The organism is Actinomycetes bacterium (assembly GCA_035506535.1).
Lineage (GTDB): Bacteria > Actinomycetota > Actinomycetes > DATJPE01 > DATJPE01 > DATJPE01.
Window position 1 is genome coordinate 1 of sequence record DATJPE010000061.1, and the last position, 18,479, is coordinate 18,479.

General features: G+C 72.9%; 19 protein-coding genes and 1 tRNA gene. 7 read left to right on the forward strand and 13 right to left on the reverse strand.

Going from position 1 to position 18,479, the window contains the following annotated elements; all coding sequences use genetic code 11:
* From VMI11_08375 to VMI11_08385, 3 genes are all read left to right on the forward strand, one after another.
* On the forward strand, positions 1 to 234 hold a 234-nt coding region (locus VMI11_08375; protein HTY72425.1), incomplete at its 5' end, for a glycosyltransferase family 2 protein.
* 100 nt (positions 235 to 334) lie between these two features.
* Complete coding sequence (locus VMI11_08380; GenBank protein ID HTY72426.1) at positions 335 to 2,341, forward strand: glycosyltransferase family 39 protein; 2,007 nt, start codon at positions 335 to 337, stop codon at positions 2,339 to 2,341.
* Between the two features lie 146 nt (positions 2,342 to 2,487).
* Positions 2,488 to 3,351: an aldo/keto reductase gene (locus VMI11_08385; protein ID HTY72427.1), complete on the forward strand. Its 864-nt coding sequence runs from the start codon at positions 2,488 to 2,490 to the stop codon at positions 3,349 to 3,351.
* On the opposite strand, the gene VMI11_08390 is transcribed toward VMI11_08385, so the two are convergent.
* Both VMI11_08390 and VMI11_08395 read right to left on the reverse strand, forming a co-directional pair.
* On the reverse strand, positions 3,348 to 3,770 hold the full coding sequence (locus VMI11_08390; GenBank protein HTY72428.1) for a glyoxalase/bleomycin resistance/dioxygenase family protein: 423 nt from the start codon (positions 3,768 to 3,770) through the stop codon (positions 3,348 to 3,350). The two genes, VMI11_08385 and VMI11_08390, sit on opposite strands and share 4 nt — an antisense overlap.
* Before the next feature lie 81 nt (positions 3,771 to 3,851).
* Positions 3,852 to 4,679: a class I SAM-dependent methyltransferase gene (locus VMI11_08395; protein HTY72429.1), complete on the reverse strand. Its 828-nt coding sequence runs from the start codon at positions 4,677 to 4,679 to the stop codon at positions 3,852 to 3,854.
* A gap of 91 nt (positions 4,680 to 4,770) precedes the next feature.
* On the opposite strand from VMI11_08395, the gene VMI11_08400 reads away from it, so the two are divergent.
* Both VMI11_08400 and VMI11_08405 read left to right on the forward strand, forming a co-directional pair.
* The gene (locus VMI11_08400; protein ID HTY72430.1) at positions 4,771 to 5,934 is read left to right on the forward strand and encodes a serine hydrolase domain-containing protein; all 1,164 of its coding nucleotides are present in this window, start codon (positions 4,771 to 4,773) and stop codon (positions 5,932 to 5,934) included.
* Between the two features lie 13 nt (positions 5,935 to 5,947).
* On the forward strand, positions 5,948 to 6,595 hold the full coding sequence (locus tag VMI11_08405) for a phosphoribosyltransferase family protein (protein HTY72431.1): 648 nt from the start codon (positions 5,948 to 5,950) through the stop codon (positions 6,593 to 6,595).
* A gap of 99 nt (positions 6,596 to 6,694) precedes the next feature.
* Here the strand turns inward: VMI11_08405 and VMI11_08410 are convergent.
* The 4 genes from VMI11_08410 to VMI11_08425 form a co-directional block, all read right to left on the reverse strand.
* A tRNA-Leu gene (locus tag VMI11_08410) sits at positions 6,695 to 6,767 on the reverse strand.
* A 5-nt stretch (positions 6,768 to 6,772) separates the two neighbouring features.
* On the reverse strand, positions 6,773 to 8,137 hold the full coding sequence (locus VMI11_08415; GenBank protein HTY72432.1) for an MFS transporter: 1,365 nt from the start codon (positions 8,135 to 8,137) through the stop codon (positions 6,773 to 6,775).
* Positions 8,134 to 8,565: a MarR family transcriptional regulator gene (locus VMI11_08420; GenBank protein ID HTY72433.1), complete on the reverse strand. Its 432-nt coding sequence runs from the start codon at positions 8,563 to 8,565 to the stop codon at positions 8,134 to 8,136. The genes VMI11_08415 and VMI11_08420 overlap by 4 nt, the downstream gene beginning before the upstream one ends.
* Before the next feature lie 176 nt (positions 8,566 to 8,741).
* Entirely contained in the window at positions 8,742 to 10,109 is a 1,368-nt protein-coding gene (locus tag VMI11_08425; protein ID HTY72434.1) for an NAD(P)/FAD-dependent oxidoreductase, read from the reverse strand.
* A gap of 175 nt (positions 10,110 to 10,284) precedes the next feature.
* Between VMI11_08425 and VMI11_08430 the strand changes: the two genes are divergently transcribed.
* Positions 10,285 to 10,611 (forward strand): GYD domain-containing protein, encoded by a 327-nt coding sequence (locus tag VMI11_08430; GenBank protein HTY72435.1) that lies wholly within the window; start codon positions 10,285 to 10,287, stop codon positions 10,609 to 10,611.
* On the opposite strand, the gene VMI11_08435 is transcribed toward VMI11_08430, so the two are convergent.
* Positions 10,590 to 11,489 carry a uracil-DNA glycosylase gene (locus tag VMI11_08435; protein ID HTY72436.1) on the reverse strand — a complete coding sequence of 300 codons (900 nt, stop codon included), beginning with the start codon at positions 11,487 to 11,489 and terminating at the stop codon, positions 10,590 to 10,592. The genes VMI11_08430 and VMI11_08435 overlap by 22 nt on opposite strands.
* A 230-nt stretch (positions 11,490 to 11,719) precedes the next feature.
* Between VMI11_08435 and VMI11_08440 the strand changes: the two genes are divergently transcribed.
* Positions 11,720 to 12,583: a cytochrome c oxidase assembly protein gene (locus tag VMI11_08440; protein ID HTY72437.1), complete on the forward strand. Its 864-nt coding sequence runs from the start codon at positions 11,720 to 11,722 to the stop codon at positions 12,581 to 12,583.
* A gap of 220 nt (positions 12,584 to 12,803) precedes the next feature.
* Here the strand turns inward: VMI11_08440 and VMI11_08445 are convergent, their stop codons facing one another.
* The 6 genes from VMI11_08445 to VMI11_08470 all read right to left on the reverse strand — a co-directional run.
* Entirely contained in the window at positions 12,804 to 13,493 is a 690-nt protein-coding gene (locus VMI11_08445) for a dienelactone hydrolase family protein (GenBank protein ID HTY72438.1), read from the reverse strand.
* Positions 13,494 to 13,557: 64 nt separating this feature from the next.
* Positions 13,558 to 14,478 (reverse strand): Ppx/GppA phosphatase family protein, encoded by a 921-nt coding sequence (locus VMI11_08450; GenBank protein ID HTY72439.1) that lies wholly within the window; start codon positions 14,476 to 14,478, stop codon positions 13,558 to 13,560.
* A complete protein-coding gene (locus VMI11_08455; GenBank protein ID HTY72440.1) occupies positions 14,475 to 14,981 on the reverse strand; it encodes a DUF501 domain-containing protein in 507 nt (168 codons plus the stop codon). Before VMI11_08455 ends, VMI11_08450 begins: the two co-directional genes overlap by 4 nt.
* Positions 14,978 to 15,340, reverse strand: coding sequence for a septum formation initiator family protein (locus tag VMI11_08460; GenBank protein HTY72441.1), 363 nt, complete (start codon positions 15,338 to 15,340; stop codon positions 14,978 to 14,980). Before VMI11_08460 ends, VMI11_08455 begins: the two co-directional genes overlap by 4 nt.
* 241 nt (positions 15,341 to 15,581) lie before the next feature.
* The gene (gene eno / locus VMI11_08465; GenBank protein ID HTY72442.1) at positions 15,582 to 16,862 is read right to left on the reverse strand and encodes a phosphopyruvate hydratase; all 1,281 of its coding nucleotides are present in this window, start codon (positions 16,860 to 16,862) and stop codon (positions 15,582 to 15,584) included.
* Positions 16,863 to 17,140: 278 nt separating this feature from the next.
* Positions 17,141 to 18,479, reverse strand: a 1,339-nt coding sequence (locus VMI11_08470; protein ID HTY72443.1) for an Ig-like domain-containing protein, incomplete at its 5' end; no start/stop codon positions are given.

The following is an 18,479-nucleotide window of genomic DNA, read 5'->3' on the forward strand; positions in this document are numbered from 1 at the left end:
GCGATCCTGCACACCCTCGACCCCACGCCCTCGCGGCTGGTCGAGGTGAGCGTCCTGGTGGCCGCCAACCTCACCGCGACGCTCGTGCGTTTCCTGCTCTTCCGGGCCTGGGTCTTCCGGTCGGCGCCGGCGTCCTCGCGAGCGGTACCCATGCCCGCCACGAACCGACCCGACGGCGTCCCCATCCTCGCCATCGCCGACGCCGCCGACCCAGCACCGATCAAGGAGTCCTGACGTGACCACGCTGACGACGCACCCGCTGCCGGCCGGTGAGAGCGCGCCGGAGCCGACGCCGCCGCCGAGCCTCACGGGGCCGAGCCGGCTCCAGCGCCTCGTGCGTGGTCGACCCGAGGACCCCGCGTGGGTCCGGCCCGCGCTGTTCGGCCTGCTGCTGGCCACCGGCGTGCTCTACGTCTGGGACCTCGGCGCGTCGGGCTGGGCGAACTCGTTCTACTCCGCGGCCGTGCAGGCCGGGACCAAGAGCTGGAAGGCCTTCTTCTTCGGCTCCTCGGACGCCTCGAACTTCATCACGGTCGACAAGCCGCCGGCGTCCCTGTGGGTCATGGAGGTCTCGGCCCGCCTCTTCGGCCTCAACTCCTGGAGCATCCTGGTGCCGCAGGCCCTCGAGGGCGTCGCCGCCGTCGGCCTGCTCTACGCGGCGGTGCGTCGCTGGTTCTCGCCCGCCGCCGGGCTCATCGCCGGCGCGGTGATGGCGCTCACCCCGGTGGCCGTGCTGATGTTCCGGTTCAACAACCCGGACGCCCTGCTCGTCCTGCTGCTGGTGGCCGCCGCGTACGCCGTGACGCGCGCGCTCGAGCACGGCAGCACCCGCTGGCTCGTGCTCGCCTCAGTGCTCGTCGGCACGGGCTTCATCACCAAGATGCTGCAGGCGTTCCTGGTCGTGCCGGCCTTCGCGCTGGTCTTCCTGCTGGCCGCGCCGACCTCGATGTGGGCGCGCATCCGGTCCCTGCTCGCCGCGGGAGTCGCGCTGGTCGTGGCCTCGGGCTGGTGGGTGGCCGTCGTCTCGCTGTGGCCGGCCTCGAGCCGCCCGTACATCGGCGGGTCGCAGCACAACAGCGTCCTCGAGCTCATCCTCGGCTACAACGGCTTCGGCCGGCTCACCGGCAACGAGACCGGGAGCGTGGTCGGCGGGCGCGGCGGCTTCGGCGGCAACGGCGGCGGGATGTGGGGCGCCACCGGCATCACCCGGCTCTTCGGCTCCGAGATGGGCGGGCAGGTGGCATGGCTGATCCCGGCCGCGCTGATCCTGGGGGCGTACGTGCTGTGGGTCACCCGGCGTGCCCGGCGGACCAGCCGTACGCGCGCCGCCGTGCTGCTGTGGGGCGGCTGGCTGGTCGTGACCGGGCTGACCTTCAGCTACATGAAGGGCATCGTGCACCCGTACTACAACGTCGCCCTCGCCCCGGCGATCGGCGCGCTCGTCGGCATCGGCGCCGCGACGATCTGGAAGCTCCGCCAGTGGACCTCGGCCCGGCTGGTCGGCTCGGCGGCGATCCTGGCGACGGCGTGGCTGTCCTACGAGCTGCTCGCGCGGACCCCGAACTGGCACCCGGCGCTGCGCACGTTCGTGCTGGTCTTCGGCGCGCTGTCGGCCCTCGGCCTCGCCGTGGGTCCCGCGCTGCCGCGCCTGACCGGGGTCGCCGCCGGCACCGCCCTCGTCGTGGGGCTCGCCGGCCCGGCCGCGTACGCCCTGGACACCGCCACCACCCCGCACAGCGGGTCCATCCCCTCGGCCGGACCGTCCGGCCAGGGGTTCGGCTTCGGCCGCGCCGGCGGGCCCGGCGGGTTCGGTCAGCGCTTCACCCCGGGCGGGCAGGGCGGCCAGGCGGGCGGATCGCCGTCCTTCCGCTTTGGCCCGGGGGGCGGCGCGACCGGCCAGGGCGGAGTGGGCCAGGGCGGGGCCGCGCCGGGCGGTCGGACCGGAACGCGCGTCGGCGGCCCCGGTGGGCTACTCGACGCGGGGACGCCCAGCTCCGCTCTGGTCGCCTTGCTGCGGGCAGGCGCCTCGGACTACCGCTGGGCTGCCGCCGCCGTCGGGTCGAACACCGCGGCGGGGATCCAGCTGGGCAGCGGTGAGCCGGTCATGGCGATCGGCGGCTTCAACGGCAGCGACCCGGCGCCGACCCTGCAGCAGTTCGAGTCCTGGGTCGCGGCGCACAAGATCCACTACTTCATCGCCTCCGGCGGCGGGTTCGGCACCCAGCTCGGCGGGAGCAACGTGAGCAGCGAGATCACCAGCTGGGTGGAGCAGAACTTCACCGCCCAGACCGTCGGCGGGACGACCGTCTACGACCTGTCCTCTGGCGCCACCACCGGCTGACCGCTTCTGCAGAAGTCCGAAATGTCCCCCGATCCGCCCGATCGAAACCGGACATTTCGGACTTCTGCAGGCTCCAGCGGCCGTACCTGTCCGACCGTCTGCGGGTCACGGGCATACCGGAGGGGCCACGGCGACTTGAGCACGGTATGAGCGATACGACGTACGACCTGCCGGTCCACGCGGCCGGAACCTTCACCCTGGGTGGCGACCTGACCGTGCACCGGCTGGGCTTCGGCGCCATGCGGATCGTGGGCCGGGGCGTCTGGGGCGACCCGCCGGACCGCGAGGAGGCCAAGCGCGTCCTGCGCCGCGCCGTGGAACTCGGGGTCGACCTCATCGACACGGCCGACTCCTACGGCCCGTTCATCTCCGAGGACCTCATCCGCGAGGCGCTGCACCCCTATCCCGAGGGGCTGGTCATCGCGACGAAGGGCGGCTTCACTCGGCAGGGCCCGGACCGGTGGGTCGAGGTCGGCCGAGCCCCGTACCTGCGCCAGTGCGTGGAGATGAGCCTGCGTCGGCTCGGCCTGGAACGCATCGACCTCTACCAGCTGCACCGCATCGATCCGCTGACCCCCATGGAGGAGTCCCTGGGCGAGCTGCGGGCGCTGCAGGAGGAGGGCAAGATCCGCCACATCGGGCTGTCCGAGGTCGACGTACCGACGCTCGAGGCGGCCTCCGCCATCGTCGACGTCGTGAGCGTCCAGAACCGCTACAACCTCGTCGACCGCGAGTCCGAGGACGTCCTCGACTGGGCGACCGAGCGCGGGGTCGGCTTCATCCCCTGGTTCCCGCTGCGGGCCAGCCGGCTGTCGCGTACGTCGGGCCCGCTGGCCGACGCGGCCCGACGGCACGGCGCCACCCCGTCCCAGCTGGCGCTGGCCTGGCTGCTCCGCCGCTCCCCCGCGATGCTGCCCATCCCCGGGACGGGATCGGTGGCACATCTGGAGGAGAACCTTGCCGCCGCCACGATCCGCCTGAGCGAGGAGGAGTACGCCGCCCTCGGCTAGGCAGACCCACCGTCGCCGACCTCCAGCGGCTGTCTCAGCTGGAGGACATTCCCCTCGGGATCGTTGCCGTCGCAGACGAGATTGCCCTGGAAGCTCCACTCCCGGTCGACCGGGTCGATGACACCGCCGAGCGTGCTCGCGACCTCACGGGCGTGCGCGATGCTGGGGACGAAGAAGGCGACCTTGACCGGGGTGTCCTCCCGCCGTACGGCGGGAGTGGCGAGGGCGATCTCCTGCGCGAGGTGGGCCGGGATCTCGACCACGGCCAGCTCGAAGCCGGGCGACTCCAGGATGACGTAACCCGGCTCGGTCGTGGTCCTCGCCAGCCCCGCGACCATCTCGTAGAACGACGCCACCCACGGGACGTCGACGGCGTACACGACTGCGGCTCCCCGGACGCCAGGATCACCAGCGGTCATGCCCGAAGCCTGCCCCTTCGCGAGCGACCTGGCGAGGGTGGACGTCGGGTGACCGTGAGGTCCGCGGCCGGGGACGGCCGGCTAGGGACGCTCGCCCAGGGTGTAGCGGATGCCCTGCGTCAGCAGGATCACGCCCGAGGGCTCGGCCACCGTGGCGAGCAGGGCGAAGGCCGCCGCCTTCACCCCGTCCAGCTCCTCCGGCGGGATCCGGTCCCACATCGCCCGCTGCGCGTGCGAGCGCGACCAGCGGTACCAGTGCTCCCCGTCCTCGAACCTCGCCGTCACCCGGGAGCCCACCGTCCGCACCTCGCGGAACCCGGCCTCGACGAGCAGCCCCTCGACGCCGGCGTCGCTCGTGTAGGGGCCGGTCGCGCCGCGGACCCGCGGGTCGAGCATCCCGGGCGGCAGGTACGGCTGGAACAGCGCGTCCACGTCCACCCACACCTGGTCGCGGGGGCCGAAAGTGGAGATCCCGAGCCGGCCGCCCGGGACGAGCAGGTCCCGCCAGGCCCGAAGCGCGCCCACTGGGTCGTGGACGAAGAAGAGGACCAGCGAGGCACAGGCCAGGTCGTACGTCCCCGGCGGCAGGCCCGGCGACGCGGCGTCCGCGACCAGCAGGTCGACCCAGCGCAGGCCGCGCGCCTCGACGTCGGCCCGGGTCAGCCGGACCATCTCGGCGGACAGGTCGAGCGCCGTCACGTGGCCGGTGGGGCCAACCGCCTGCGCGAGGGGGTACAGCGCCGCCCCGCGCCCACAGCCGATGTCGACGGCCCGCTCCCCCGCCGCCGGCGCGAGCTCGCGCACCAGGCCCGCCGCGATCGGGGTGAACCAGTCCACGCCGACCGTGTCATAGGTCGCCGCGACCGAGTCGAACACCGCTGCGATGCGCCGGCCCTGCTCGTCGGTCATGCTCGTCACCCTGGCATCGGAACCGATGCCCCTGCCACTTCCGCCCCGAGGTCGGCGAGACTGGACCCATGCGCGACCCGGGCGACCACCGGTGAGCGGCGCGTTCACGGCCGAGGGCCTCGAGCGGCTGCGTGCCGCGGCCGGGCAACACGTCGGCGAGGACAGCGTCCCCGGACTGGTGGCCCTCGTGGCCAGCGGCGGCCAGGTGCACGTCGAGGCGCTCGGCCGGCTGTCCGTCGGCGGCAGCGAGGTCGGGCGTGACTCGCTGTTTCGCATCGCCTCGACGACGAAGCCGATCACAGCGGCCGCCACGATGACCTTCGTCGACGACGGCGCCCTGTCACTCGACGACCCCGTCGAGAGGTGGCTGCCCGAGCTCGGCCGGTCGCAGGTCCTGACGCGGATGGACGGCGAGCTCGACGACACGGTCCCGGCCGAGCGCGCCATCACCGTGCGCGACCTGCTGACGTTCACCTTCGGGTTCGGGTCGGTCTTCGAGATGTTCGTCGCCGAGCAGGCCTGGCCGGTGGTGACGGCCGAGCAGGAACTGCAGTTGGCGACCCTGGGGCCACCGGATCCCGACGTACAGCCCGACCCCGACACCTGGATCGCCCGGCTCGCCTCGCTCCCGCTCATGGCGCAGCCGGGCAGTCGCTGGATGTACAACACCGGTGCGTCCGTCCTGGGCGTGCTGCTCGCCCGGCTCGGGGGCGCACCCGTCGGGGAGGTCCTGCGCACGCGCATCTTCGAGCCCTTGGGGATGCACGACACCGCGTTCTTCACGACTGAGGCTGCCCGCCTCGCGACGGCGTACCGCTCGGCACCCTCGGGGCTGGCGGTGGTGGACCGCCCGGACGGCTCGTGGAGCCGGCCACCGCGGTTCGCGGACGCGGCGTCCGGCCTGGTGTCCACCGTCGATGACCTGCACGCCTTCGCGCGCATGCTGCTCGACGGCGGCGGGACCGTCCTCTCGGGCGCCTCGGTGCAGGCGATGTGCTCGGACCAGCTCAGCCCCGCCCAGCGGGCGAACGGGGGCCTGCTGCCGGGCTTCTTCGACACCCAGTCGTGGGGCTTCTGCCAGGCGGTGCGCGCCGACGGGTCGTTCGGCTGGGACGGCGGGCTCGGGACCTCCTGGCTCGTGGACCCCCGCCGTGACCTCGTGGTCATCGTCCTCACCCAGCGGATGTTCGACTCGGCCGAGCTGCCCGCCGTGCACCGTGACGTCCGATCGGCCGCGTACGCGGCCCTGGCCTGACGCGGGGGCAGCGATGCGCCACGGCTACGAGGACCGGGCCGACGCCGGCCGCGTCCTCGCCGCGACCGCGCAGCTGCAGGCCTACGCCGGCCGTGACGACGTCGTGGTCCTCGGGCTGCCACGGGGCGGCGTACCCGTGGCCCTGCCCATCGCGCGCGCCCTGCGCGCCCCGCTGGACGTCGTCCTGGTCCGCAAGCTCGGCCTCCCGGAGCAGCCGGAGCTCGCGATGGGCGCTGTGGCGAGCATCGGCGGGACAGTGCAGGTCGTCCGCAACGACAGCGTCGTGCAGGCGGCGTCGGAGCGGGTGTTCGAGGAGGTCCATCAGCACGAGCTGGTCGAGCTGCGCGAGCGGGAGCGGCGCTACCGGGCCGGGCGCCCACCTGTGGTCGTCACCGAGCGCGTGGTCATCCTCGTCGATGACGGCCTGGCCACCGGCGCGAGCATGCGAGCGGCGGTGGCGGCGGTACGTGCCCAGCGGCCGGCACGCATCGTGGTCGCGGTGCCGGTCGGCGCCGAGGAGGCCTGCGCGGACCTCGCACGAGAGGCCGACGAGGTGGTGTGCGCCTGGATCCCGCAGGCGTTCTGGGCCGTCGGACAGGCCTACGCCGACTTCCGCCCGACGAGCGACGAGGAGGTGGTGGCGGCCCTGCACACCGGCTGAGCTAGCACGGCGTCTGCGTCGACGGGCGTCCGGTCGGGCAACCCCCGGTGCGAGGGGTCCCGGGAGGGGCCGTCCCGGTGGCGGTGTCCCCAGAGGCTGTGTCCCCGGTGGGACTCGAACCCACACTGGACCCGGTTTAAGCGGGCTGCCTCTGCCGTTGGGCTACGGGGACGCCGCTCAGCGTAGGGCGGCGGTTGCCGGGCCAGTCGCTTCGACGGCCGCACCCCGCAAGCTGTCAGACGTTTCGGGCGCCCTGGCGCGCGAAACGTCTGACGCGTCCTCGTCTCGGGTCGTGCTCGCGTCCTCGTGGGGGGCCGAGGCCGTGTCGTCGTGGCGGGCCGGGCTCGTGCTGAGGGCGCCGGCCAGGACGAGGACGACCAGACCGACCAGACCCGAGACCGCCCCACCGACGATGAGGGTCCAGCGCGCCCCGAACACCTCGCCGATCCAGCCGATGAACGGCGCCCCGACGGGGGTGCCGCCCATGAAGATCGCCATGTACCAGGCCATGACGCGGCCACGGAAGTGCGGCGCGACGGACAGCTGCATGGTGGCGTTGGCCGCGGTCATCACGGTGAGCGCGCTCAGGCCGACCGGGACCAGGGTCACGGCGAAGGCGAGGTAGCTCGGCATGAGGCCCGACACGACGGTGATGGCACCGAAGGCGGCGGCGCCCGCGGCCACGAGGCGAAGGGTGGGGCGTTGCCGCCGGGCCGCGATGAGCGCCCCGGTCAACGACCCGACGGCCATGATGGAGCCGAGCAGGCCGTACTCCCCCGCGCCCTTGTGGAAGACCTGGGTGGCCATGAGGGCGGTGGTCATCTGGAAGTTGAAGCCGAAGGTGCCGACGGTGCCGACGACGACGAGGATCAGCACCAGGTCGCGGCGGCGCCGGATGTAGCGCAGGCCCTCTCGCAGCTGGCCCGGCGCACGGTCGGCCGGCGGCGAGGGGTGCAGCGCCGAGGTGTCCATGAGCAGCTGGGCGATGACCACCGCGACGAAGGACGCCGCGTTGACGAGGAACACCGGGCCGGTGCCCACCCACACGATGAGCAGCCCGGCCAGTCCGGGGCCGATGATGCGCGCGGCGTTGAACGACGCGCTGTTCAGTCCGACGGCGTTGGCCAGCTCGTCACGACCGACCATCTCCCCGACGAAGGCCTGCCGGGTCGGGGTGTCGAACGCCGCTCCGACCCCGAGGAGCAGCGCGATGACGTACACGGCCTCGACGGTGACCACGCCGGTGATGTCGAGCAGGCCCAGCGCCAGCGCGGTGAGCCCGAGGAAGACCTGGGTCGCGATGAGCATCCGCCGCTTGTTGGCGCGGTCGACGATGACCCCGGCGACAGGGGTCACGAGCAGGACCGGCAGGAACTGCAGTCCGGTGGTGATGCCGAGGGCGGCCGCGCTGCCGTGGGTGAGCTGGAGGACCAGCCAGTCCTGGGCCACCCGCTGCATCCAGGTCCCGGTGTTGGAGATCAGCGCGCCGGTCAGGTAGAGCCGGTAGTTGCGGATCGCGAGCGCGGAGAAGGTCGGGCTCACGCGTCGGCCAGCCGTTCGAGGATCTCGGCGGCGGCACGGAGCTTCTCGCGCTCGGCCGGAGTGAGCTCGGACAGGCGCTGGGACATCCAGGCGTCGCGGCGCCGCCGGTCGGCGCGCACCATCGCCTCGGCCTCCGGGGTGGCCGTGAGCAGCACCTGGCGGCGGTCCTGCGGGTGCGGCATGCGCGAGACCAGGCCGCGCGCCTCGAGGGAGGCGACGGTACGTGTCATCGACGGCGGCTGCACCTTCTCCACCTCGGCGAGCTCCCCGGGCGTCAGGGACCCGAAACGCACCAGCGAGCCGAGGGCCGCCATCTGGCTGAGGGACAGCGAGGTGTCGGCGCGCTCCGCGCGCAGCCGGCGCGCCAGCCGCATGACGGCCATGCGCAGGGTGCTGGAGAGCTCCGCGGTCATGGTCGGCGTCGGCATGATGGTTAGCCTAACTCATTACTGTGGCTAACGACCAGGCGGCGACCCTCTGGCGGCCGTACGGCGGCGCCGAGGTGAACGTCCGGGGGCGCGGTGTCCCCATGGCTCCTGTTGACGTTGGGGACATCCCCCGGTCGCCGTGTTAGGCGTTGGACGGTCCATCGACCGTCCAACGCCTAACACGTCGTGTCGTGGTCGGACGGCGCGGGCCGGCGGGCCGGCAGCACGCCCGCCGCGCGCTGGAACTGCTCGAAGGGCTCGTGCATCCCCCACAGAGAGACGATCTCGCGCCGGAAGAACAGCGCCTGGGTCCAGTCGAGGACGACGTTGAGCTTGCGGGTCAGCGTCGGGACCCGGCTGACGTGGTACGTGCGATGCATGAACCACGCCGGGAAGCCCTTCAGCTGCACGCCATAGACCTGGGCGACGCCCTTGTACAGGCCGAGGGAGGCGACGGAGCCGACGTACTCGTGTCGGTACTCGCCCAAGGGCTTGCCGCGCACGGCAGCTACGAGGTTGTCCCCGAGGACCTTGGCCTGCCGCACCGCGTGCTGCGCCGATGGGGTGTACCACTCGCCGGGCTTGCCGAGGTCCGGGATCGCCGAGCAGTCACCGGCCACCCACGCGTCGTCGTGGCCCTCGACCTGCAGGGTGGAGCGCCCGACGAGGCGGCCGTGGTCGTCCAGGCGGAAGCCGGTGTCGCCAACGAAGGGGTTGGGCTTGACGCCCGCCGTCCACACCAGCGTCTCCGACTCCATCGTGGTGCCGTCGGAGAGCACGACGTGGCCGTCGACGCACGACTCCAGCTTGGTCTGGAGGTGGACCTGGATGCCGCGCTCGCGCAGCTGCTCCACCGTCCAGCGACCCATGTCCTCGCCCACCTCCGGCAGGATCCGCCCGCTCGCCTCGACGAGGTGCCAGCTGAGGTCCTGCGGGCTGATCCGCGAGTAGTAGCGCGTCGCGTATCGGCTCATGTCCTCCAGCTCGCCCAGTACCTCGATGCCCGAGTAGCCGCCCCCGACCACCACGAAGGTGAGCGCCCTGCGCCGCAGGGCCTCGTCGCGGGTGGACTGCGCGATGTCCATGCACTCGATGACCTGGTTGCGCAGCTGGATGGCCTCCTCGATGGTCTTGAAGCCGGTGCCCTGCTCGGCGAGCCCGGGGATCGGCAGGGTGCGCGAGATGGAGCCCACGGCGACGACGACGTGGTCGTACGTCAGCTCGTAGGCCGGCCCCTCCAGCGGCTGGACGTGCGCGACGCCCCGCTCGTGCTCGAGCGACGTCACGTGCCCGCTGATCACCTCGGCGCCCTTGAGCACCCGGCGCAGCGGTACGGCGACGTGCCTGGCCTCGATCGAGCCGGCGGCGGCCTCGGGCAGGAACGGTTGGTAGGTCATGTACGAGTGCGGGTCGACGACGGTGACGACGGCCTCACCGGAGCGGAACCGGCGCAGCGCGCGCAACGCGGTGTAGAGGCCCACGTAGCCGCCGCCGACGATGAGGATCCGCGGCGGCAGGCCGGGCCGCCTCGCGCTCGACGTCATGAGTCCACCGTAGGGGTGGGCCTGCTGCCGGCAAGTCCGGCGCCTCGGCGAGCTGGGCCGGCGTCGGCGCGGCGACGTACGCCGTTGACCGCGAGCACCCACCAGGACGAGGGTGGCGCTGCTTGCGCGACGACCCGGGCCGGCCGGTGCCGAGCGCGGCTGAGGAGGCGAGCGCATGCCGAAGTTCCTGTTCACGGCGTCCTACACCAAGGAGGGCATCTCCGGGGTCCTGCGCGAGGGCGGCAGCAGCCGCGCCAAGGCGATCCAGGCGCTGGCCGACAGCGTCAACGGCACGATCGAGACGATGTACTGGGCGCTCGGCGAGGACGACTTCTTCCTCATCGCCGACATCCCCGACACGGTCTCGGCCGCCTCGCTCGCCGCCCGGGTGGCGGCGTCCGGGTCGGTGAGCATCAAGACCACGCCGCTGCTGAGCGCCGACGACGTGGACGCGATGGCGGCCAAGGCCCAGGGGGTCGACTACCGACCGCCCGGGGCCTGAGCCAGGTCGGCGGCCCGGGCCAGGACGGCGTCGAGCATCGGTGCGGTCAGCCGCCCGGTGAACGTGTTCTGCTGGCTCGGGTGATAGGAGCCGACCATCGTGACCGGCGCGCCGGCGAGGTCGATGACGGCCTCGCCGGCGTGCGCGAAGCGGGCGCGCGGTGCGCGCGGCACCGGTGGGGCGTGCGGCGAGGTGCCGCCCGACGACCCGGCGGGCGACGAGGCCGTGGCGAGCCGGGCCGAGCAGCGCAGGACGGCATCCCAGGCGTAGGCCCCGAGTGCCACGACGACCCGCACCCAGGGCGCCACGAGCTGGACCTCGCGGTCCAGCCAGGGGGCGCAGGCGTCGCGCTCGGCCGGCAGCGGCTTGTTGGCCGGCGGCGCGCAGCGCACCGCGGCGACCAGGCGGGCACCGAGCAGCCGCTGACCGTCCCCCGCTGCGGTCGAGGTCGGCGACGCCGCGAGGCCCGCGCGGTGCAGCGCGGCGAAGAGCCAGTCGCCGCTCCGGTCTCCGGTGAACACCCGGCCGGTCCGGTTCCCCCCGTGTGCGGCTGGCGCCAGCCCGACGATGAGCACCCGGGGCTCCGCGTCGCCCCAGCCCGGGACCGGACGGCCCCAGTACGCCTCCCCGGCGAAGGCCGCCCGCCGCTCCACCGCGACATGCTCGCGCCAGTGGACCAGCCGCGGGCAGCCGCGACAGACGCTCTGCCGGGCGGTGAGGGTCCGCAGGTCGGGGGCGCTGCGGGCCAGCCGGGCCACCTCCCCGGGGGAGGCGGCGACCGGGGTGGTCGCCTCCGCCGGGTCGTCAGGCCAGCCCGTGCCGGGACGGACGTACGGCTCGCGGCTCGTCCCCGGACGGACGTACGGCTGGCGGCCGATGCCCGACTCGACGCCCGGCTGCCCGCCCGTCGCGGAGCCGACGGCTTGCTCCCCGGCCGCGCCGGGCCTGTCGGACGCCTCCCCGCCCGGGTGGGCCGACCGCGGACGGCCGATCGGCCCGGCTCCGGGGACCTCTGGGGAGCCGGGCGCCGAACCGGCGCCCCGACGGCTGGCCGCCACAGTCCCGAGCCTGCCAGGCGCGCGGGTGGCCTGCGAGGCTGGGTGCCGTGATGGTGCCCGCCTACTCCGGGCCCCCGGCGCTGACCTGGGGGCGCGCCTTCTCGACCTGGCACCTCGACGTGGTCGCCCTGATCCTGGCGGTGCTGCTCGCGGCGGCGTACGTCGCCGGCGTGCGGGCCGTGCGGGCCGGGGGCCACGGGCGCTGGCCGACCGGCCGGTCGGTGCTGTTCGGCTTCGGTGTCGCCCTGCTGGTGCTGACGTGCTGCTCGAGCCTTGGGGCGTACGCCTCGGTCCTCGCCTGGGTCTACGCCGCGCAGATGGCGCTGCTGCTCTCGGCGGTGCCGGTGCTGCTCGCCCTCGGACAGCCCGTGGAACTGGCGGCCGAGGTCTCGCCGAGGCGGACGGCGGCCGTGCTGCGCTTCCCCCTGGTCCGCCTGCTGACCTTCCCCCCGGTGGCGATGGCGCTCGTGGTCGGCGTGCCCTTCCTCGTCTGGTTCACCGGCTGGTACGCCGCGTCGCTGGAGAACGCGTGGGTCCGCGGCCTGACGCACGTCGTGCTCGTCGTCGTGGGCTTCGCGTTCTTCTGGTCGTTGCTGGAGGTGGAGGACAGCCGCCGGCGGCTGCCGTGGGCGGCCGCGGCGGCCATCGTCTTCGTCGAGACCGTCCTGGACGCGGTGCCCGGCATCGTGGTGTGGCTGCGCAGCAGCGTGCTGGCGCCGGGGTACTGGGGGACGCTGGCCCGCCCGTGGGGACGTACCCCGCTCGCGGACCAGCGCCTGGGCGGGCTGGTGTTCTGGGGGATCGGTGAGGTGGTGGGCCTGCCGATCCTGCTGGCGACCGTCGTCGGGTGGATGCGCGCCGACGCCGCCGAGGCCAGGCGGATCGACGCCGAGCTCGACGCCCAGGGCCTCTGACGTTCGACGCCCAGGGCCTCTGACGCTCGACGCCCAGGGCCTCTGACCGGAGGCCGATGACCTGTGCCGGTGGCCAACCAACCCCCCCCCCAACTATTCGAATGAACGCGGCGTTCCTGCGGACCTATTGGAGGAATGTCGCGTTCATTCGGAAAGTCGTGCGGTGCATCGGACACGTGCGGTGCGTCGGACAGTGAGGTGGGCGGAGCCCTGGGTGGGGTCAGGCGGAGAGGCGGCGCTTGAACAGGCCGATGGTGCGCTCCCACGCGAGGGCGGAGGCGGCGGCGTCGTGGACCTCGGGGCGGTCGCTGTTGAAGAAGGCGTGCCGGGTCCCGGGGTAGTCGAAGACCTCGACGTCACCGCCCGCCTCGGTGATGGCCGTCCACGCCGTCTGGATGCCCGGGGCGCTCGACGTGCCGTCCTCCTCCGAGCAGTGGATCATCACCGACTTGCCCTGGTAGTTGTCCCAGGTCGGGCTCATCCGCTCCCACGGCACCGCCGGGTAGAAGCCGGAGACGGCCACGATGTTGTCGGCGAGAGTGCCGGACCAGAGCGCGAGCGAGCCGCCCATGCAGAAGCCGATGGCGCCGATGCCGGAGCCGGACACCTCCTCGCGCCCGGACAGGTAGCGCGCCGCGCCGGAGATGTCCTTCGCCGCGGTGTCCATGGCCAGGCCCATGAGCAGGCGGGCCGCGTCGTCCGGCTCGTCCGTCTGCACGCCGTGGTAGAGGTCCGGGGCCATCGCGACGAAACCCTCGTCAGCGAAGCGGTCCGCGACGTCACGGATGTGCCCGACCAGCCCCCACCACTCCTGGATGACGATGACGCCCGGCCCCGACCCGGATGCCGGGACGGCGAGGTAGCCCTCGCAGGTAGCGCCGTTGCTCGCGAAGCTGACGTTGTCTCCCATGTCGCAGACCCTAGCCCCGCCCGGACCGCACGGCGCGCGGTGCCGGCACCCACGAGCTCGGGGCTCAGGCGATCGACCAGGCGATCCCGTCGAGGATGTCGTGCTCGCTGACGACGAGCTCCTCGGCGCCCACCTCCCGCAGCACGGCGTCCACGACGATCGCGCCTCCGCCGATGACGTCGACGCGTCCCGGGTGCATGACCGGCAGTGCCGCACGCTCGGCGTGGGTCATCGTGAGCAGCAGTCCGGTCAGGTCGTGCACGACGGTCGCCGGCAGCACGCTGCGGTGGATCAGCTCGGGCTGGTACGCCGGGAGCCCGAGGTGGATCCCCGCCAAGGTGGTCACCGTCCCCGCGACCCCCACCACTGTGCGCGCCACCTCGAAGGGCACGCTGAGCGCGGCCCCGCGCACCGCCGCGTCGGCGTCCGCACGGGCGGCCGCCACCTGCTCGAAGGTCGGCGGGTCGTCGTGGAGGTGCCGCTCGGTGAGACGTACGCAGCCGACGTCCACCGAGACGGAGGCGAGCACCGAGCGCTCCCCGAGCACGAACTCCGTCGAGCCGCCGCCGACGTCGACGACGAGGAACGGCCCGGGCGTCCTCCCGAGCAGCTCGCGGGTCGCTCCCGAGAAGGACAGGGCGGCCTCCTCCGCGCCGCTCACGACCTCGGGCTCGACACCGATCCGGTCGACCACGCCGGCCACGAACTCCTCGCGGTTGCGCGCGTCCCGCGAGGCCGACGTCGCGACGAAGCGGACCCGCTCGGCACCGAGTTCGGCGATGCGCCCGGCATAGGTCTCGCACGCGGCGAACGTACGGGCGAGCGCGTCCGGCGCCAGCCGGCCGGTCCGGTCCACGCCCTGGCCCAGCCGCACGATGTCCATCCGGCGGTCGAGGTCACGAAACTCCCCGCGCTCGGCGTCGACGTCGGCGACCAACAGCCGGATCGAGTTCGTGCCGCAGTCGATCGCCGCGACCCTGGTCACGCCGGTACCGCCACGCACGGCCCACCGGCGCCCCAGGGCGCCAGCGCGGCCAGCGCCTCGTCACCCAGCGGGTTCACCCCCGGCCCCGCGGCCAGGGAGTGCGCCACGAGGACGTGCAGGCACTTGACCCGGGCCGGCATGCCGCCCGCGCTCACCCCCTCGATCTCGGGCACGACGCCGTGCACCGCGCGCCGCTCGAGATAGGCCTCGTGGGCGCGCCGGTACGCCGCCGCGAGCTCGTCGTCGGCCGCAAGCCGACCCTGCATCACGCGCATGACGCCGCTGGCCTCTAGCGTCGAGACCGCCGAGGTCGCCCGCGGGCAGGTCAGGTAGTACAGCGTCGGGAACGGCGTGCCGTCCGCCAGGCGGGGAGCGGTCTCGACGACGTCCGGCAGCTCGCACGCGCACCGGTGAGCCACGGCGAGCATCCCGCGCGGCTCACGTCCGAGCTGCGCGCGTACGGCCGCGACGTCGGCTGCCGCCGGCCCGGAGCCAGCGGTCACGAGTGCGTCGCGCCCGGGCCGGTCTTCGACGCCTCGTCGACCGACTGCCAGAGAGCGGAGTACCACGGCACTGTCGCGACCCGGGTCAGCGCCTTGGGCTCGTCGGCGGCATGGGCGGCGGGCTGGAGCAGCACGTACGCCTTCTCGCCGGGCAGCACGAAGTGCAGCCGCTGACGCGCCTGCGCCTCGACGTACTGCGGGTCGTTCCACGCCTGCTCCTGCTGCTGCAGCAGGCTCACCCGCTGCTGGGTCTCGCGCGCCTGGGAGCGCAGCGAGGCGATCTGCCGCCGTTGCTCGACGTACTGCCGCGCCGGCCACGCCAGGGTCAGCCCCAGCGCGGTCAGCACGACGAAGAGCACCGCCGCGCGGCCGGTGAGCCGGGTCGCCGACCGCCGAGACGGCGGACGGGGCCGCGCCGTCGTCGGGGACGGCGCCGCCTTGCCCGGGGACGTCGCGGCCGGTGGTGCGCCAGCCGCTTTCGCCGTCCGCGTCGCAGCCGCCGATCGCGCGGGCGCGCTCGATCGCGGCTCCGCCCTGCGGCGTCCCGCCCGGGGGTCGGAGGGACGGCGTGGTGCGCTCACCCGAGCAAGGATGCCTGGGTCAGCCCTGGAAGCGGGGGAAGGCGAAGCGCCCGGCGTATCGCGCCGCGTCGTCCAGCTGCTCCTCGATCCGCAGCAGCTGGTTGTACTTGGCGACCCGCTCCGAACGCGCCGGCGCGCCGGTCTTCATCTGGCCGCAGTCGATCGCGACGGCGAGGTCGGCGATCGTCGTGTCCTCGGTCTCACCCGAGCGGTGACTGATCATGCAGCGGTAGCCGTTGCGGTGGGCGAGTGCGACCGCGTCGAGGGTCTCGGTGAGGGTCCCGATCTGGTTGACCTTGACGAGCAGCGCGTTGGCGGTGCCCTCGGTGATGCCGCGCTGCAGGCGTTCCGGGTTGGTGACGAACAGGTCGTCGCCCACCAGCTGCACCCGGTGGCCCAGCGCCCGGGTCAGGGCGTTCCATCCGGTCCAGTCGTCCTCGGACAGCCCGTCCTCGATGGAGACGAGCGGGAAGTCGTCGACCAGCCCGCTGTAGTACTCGATCATCTCCTCGGCGGTCTTCTTGCCGCCCTCGAAGGCGTAGGTGCCGTCGGAGTAGAACTCGGTGGCGGCCGCGTCCAGCGCGACGGCGACGTCGCTGCCGAAGACGTAGCCGGCCTTGCCCACCGCCTGCGCGATGAGGTCGAGCGCGGCCCGGTTGCTGGGCAGGCTCGGTGCGAAGCCACCCTCGTCGCCGAGCCCCGTCCCGTAGCCGGCGGACTTCAGCACCGACTTCAGCGCGTGATAGACCTCGGCGCCCCAGCGCAACGCCTCGGCGAAGGTCTCCGCGCCGATCGGCGCGATCATGAACTCCTGGATGTCGACGTCGGTGTCGGCGTGCGCCCCGCCGTTGAGGATGTTGAGCATCGGCACCGGCAACAGGTGCGCGTTCGGGCCGCCGACGTAGCGGAACAGCGGAAGCTCCGCGGACGCGGCCGCCGCCTTCGCGACCGCCAGGGACACCCCCAGGATCGCGTTGGCGCCCAGCCGGGACTTGTCCGGGGTGCCGTCGAGGTCGGTGAGCGCCTGGTCGAGCAGGCGCTGCTCGCTCGCCTCGATACCGACCACCTCGGGCTCGATCTCGTCGACGACAGCCCGGACGGCCCTGGTCACGCCCTTGCCGCCGTAGCGAGCACTGTCGCCATCACGCAGCTCGACGGCCTCGAAGGCCCCGGTCGACGCGCCGCTCGGGACCGCCGCACGCGCCGTCGTCCCGTCGTCGAGGGCGACCTCGACCTCGACCGTGGGGTTGCCGCGGGAGTCGAGGATCTCGCGGGCGCCGATGGCTTCGATCGTGGCCATGACGGTGCTCCTTGCGGTCGGGTACGGCAGGCGTACGTCGGCTCGGACGTCCCGAGCCTATCGACCTGACGAAGCACCCCCGACTCGGGAGCGAGCCGTCCTCAGCCGGGGTCGCGACTCACCGATGACCCGGCTACCCGACATCGGGGCCAGCCCCACGTGACGCGACGTCGGTGAACGTCCGCACGAGCAGGCGGGCTCGCACAGCAGTGGGGGCGGGGTCATGGACCCCGCCCCCACTGCGTCACCGCTGCGCGGCGGCTTCGGTCAACGGGTCGTCACGTCGCCTTCGTCGTCGCGAAGACGTACGTCGGCCCGTTGCCGGAGGTGTCGTAGATCCCACCGAAGGCATTCACGTCGTACTTGTGCCCCACCGTCAGCGGGCTCGACGGCGCGAAGCTCGCCGTCTTCACGTCCGCGCCGTTGGCGTTGCACCCCACGACCGTGCCGCCGGTGTTCTTGCACGTCCAGGTACCGCCGACGTTCGAGAACGTCGACTCGTCGGTCACCGTGAACGGATTCGTGCTGCCGGACCAGAGCGTCGCCTCGCTGAACGTCACGACGATCGGGCCGGTGTGGCTGACCGTCGCGGGCACGCTGGCCGACGGCGCCTGGATGTCCAGCGCCGTCACCTTGAGGTTGATCGCGTAGCCCTTGGCCTTCAGCTGCGCCGAGGTGTACTTCGTCTGGTTCCCGGCGACGTCGATGAGCGTCACGCTCCCCGTCCAGGTGCCCGACTCGCTGCACCGCGGGATGTTGACGATCGCCTTCCAGGTGCCGGAGAACGCGGTCCCCGCGGACCGGGAGAGGAACCCGCTCGACTGGAACCCAGAGGGGCTGGTGAAGGTGACCTGGCCGTAGGCCACCCCGGACAGGGTGTCGCTCGCCTTGAGCGTGACGGCCACGTTCTTGCCCTTGGGCGTGGCGTGCGAGTCGACCGACTTCGGCGCGAACGTGAAGCTCTTCAGCTTCGGGCTCGTGGCGTCGGTCTTGCTGGTGACCTTGAACGAGCCGTTCTTCGGCCCTGAGGTGTTGAAGGCCATGTCAGTGGCCTGGACGGTCACATTCCACTTGTGCGACCCGCTCCCGACCCACTTCTGGATCGGCATGGTCCCGGTCCAGGTGCCGTTCTTGGCGGTGCCCTTCGTCCGCTTCAGCGCCCCGCCGGTCGAGTAGGTGTGCTTGCCAACCGTCACCGTGGCGAAGGCGCCGGCCCCGCTGACCCCCGAGAGGTTGTCCGTGATCTTCGCGGTGACCTTCACGGTCTTCGGCTTCGACGTCGTGGACACACTGGACGGGCTGACGCTCACCGACTTGACGACCGGCGGGACCACGTCAGGCGTGGAGGTCACGGAGAACGTCTTCGGCCAGGCGTTGTTCCACGGCTTGCTCCCGCCGGTCGGGGCGTAGAACGCGAAGCCACCACCCTTGTCGGCGAGGTAGACCTGGGTGATGTTCCACGTCCCGTTGTTCGTCCAGACCGGGATGGTGGCCTTGCCGGTCCAGGTCCCGTTCGTCGCCTTGGTCCCCTTCTTCAGGGTGAGCGACGCGAACGTGCTGCGCTGGACGCCCTTGATCTTGGGCGACGTCGCGGTGACGAACACCGTCACGATGGGC

Coding starts and splice junctions, on each gene's coding strand:
- VMI11_08385 (HTY72427.1), top strand. CDS start 2,488: ATGAGCGATACGACGTACGACCTGCCGGTCCACGCGGCCGGAACCTTC.
- VMI11_08390 (HTY72428.1), bottom strand. CDS start 3,770: ATGACCGCTGGTGATCCTGGCGTCCGGGGAGCCGCAGTCGTGTACGCC.
- VMI11_08395 (HTY72429.1), bottom strand. CDS start 4,679: ATGACCGACGAGCAGGGCCGGCGCATCGCAGCGGTGTTCGACTCGGTC.
- VMI11_08405 (HTY72431.1), top strand. CDS start 5,948: ATGCGCCACGGCTACGAGGACCGGGCCGACGCCGGCCGCGTCCTCGCC.
- VMI11_08420 (HTY72433.1), bottom strand. CDS start 8,565: ATGCCGACGCCGACCATGACCGCGGAGCTCTCCAGCACCCTGCGCATG.
- VMI11_08425 (HTY72434.1), bottom strand. CDS start 10,109: ATGACGTCGAGCGCGAGGCGGCCCGGCCTGCCGCCGCGGATCCTCATC.
- VMI11_08430 (HTY72435.1), top strand. CDS start 10,285: ATGCCGAAGTTCCTGTTCACGGCGTCCTACACCAAGGAGGGCATCTCC.
- VMI11_08440 (HTY72437.1), top strand. CDS start 11,720: ATGGTGCCCGCCTACTCCGGGCCCCCGGCGCTGACCTGGGGGCGCGCC.
- VMI11_08445 (HTY72438.1), bottom strand. CDS start 13,493: ATGGGAGACAACGTCAGCTTCGCGAGCAACGGCGCTACCTGCGAGGGC.
- eno (HTY72442.1), bottom strand. CDS start 16,862: ATGGCCACGATCGAAGCCATCGGCGCCCGCGAGATCCTCGACTCCCGC.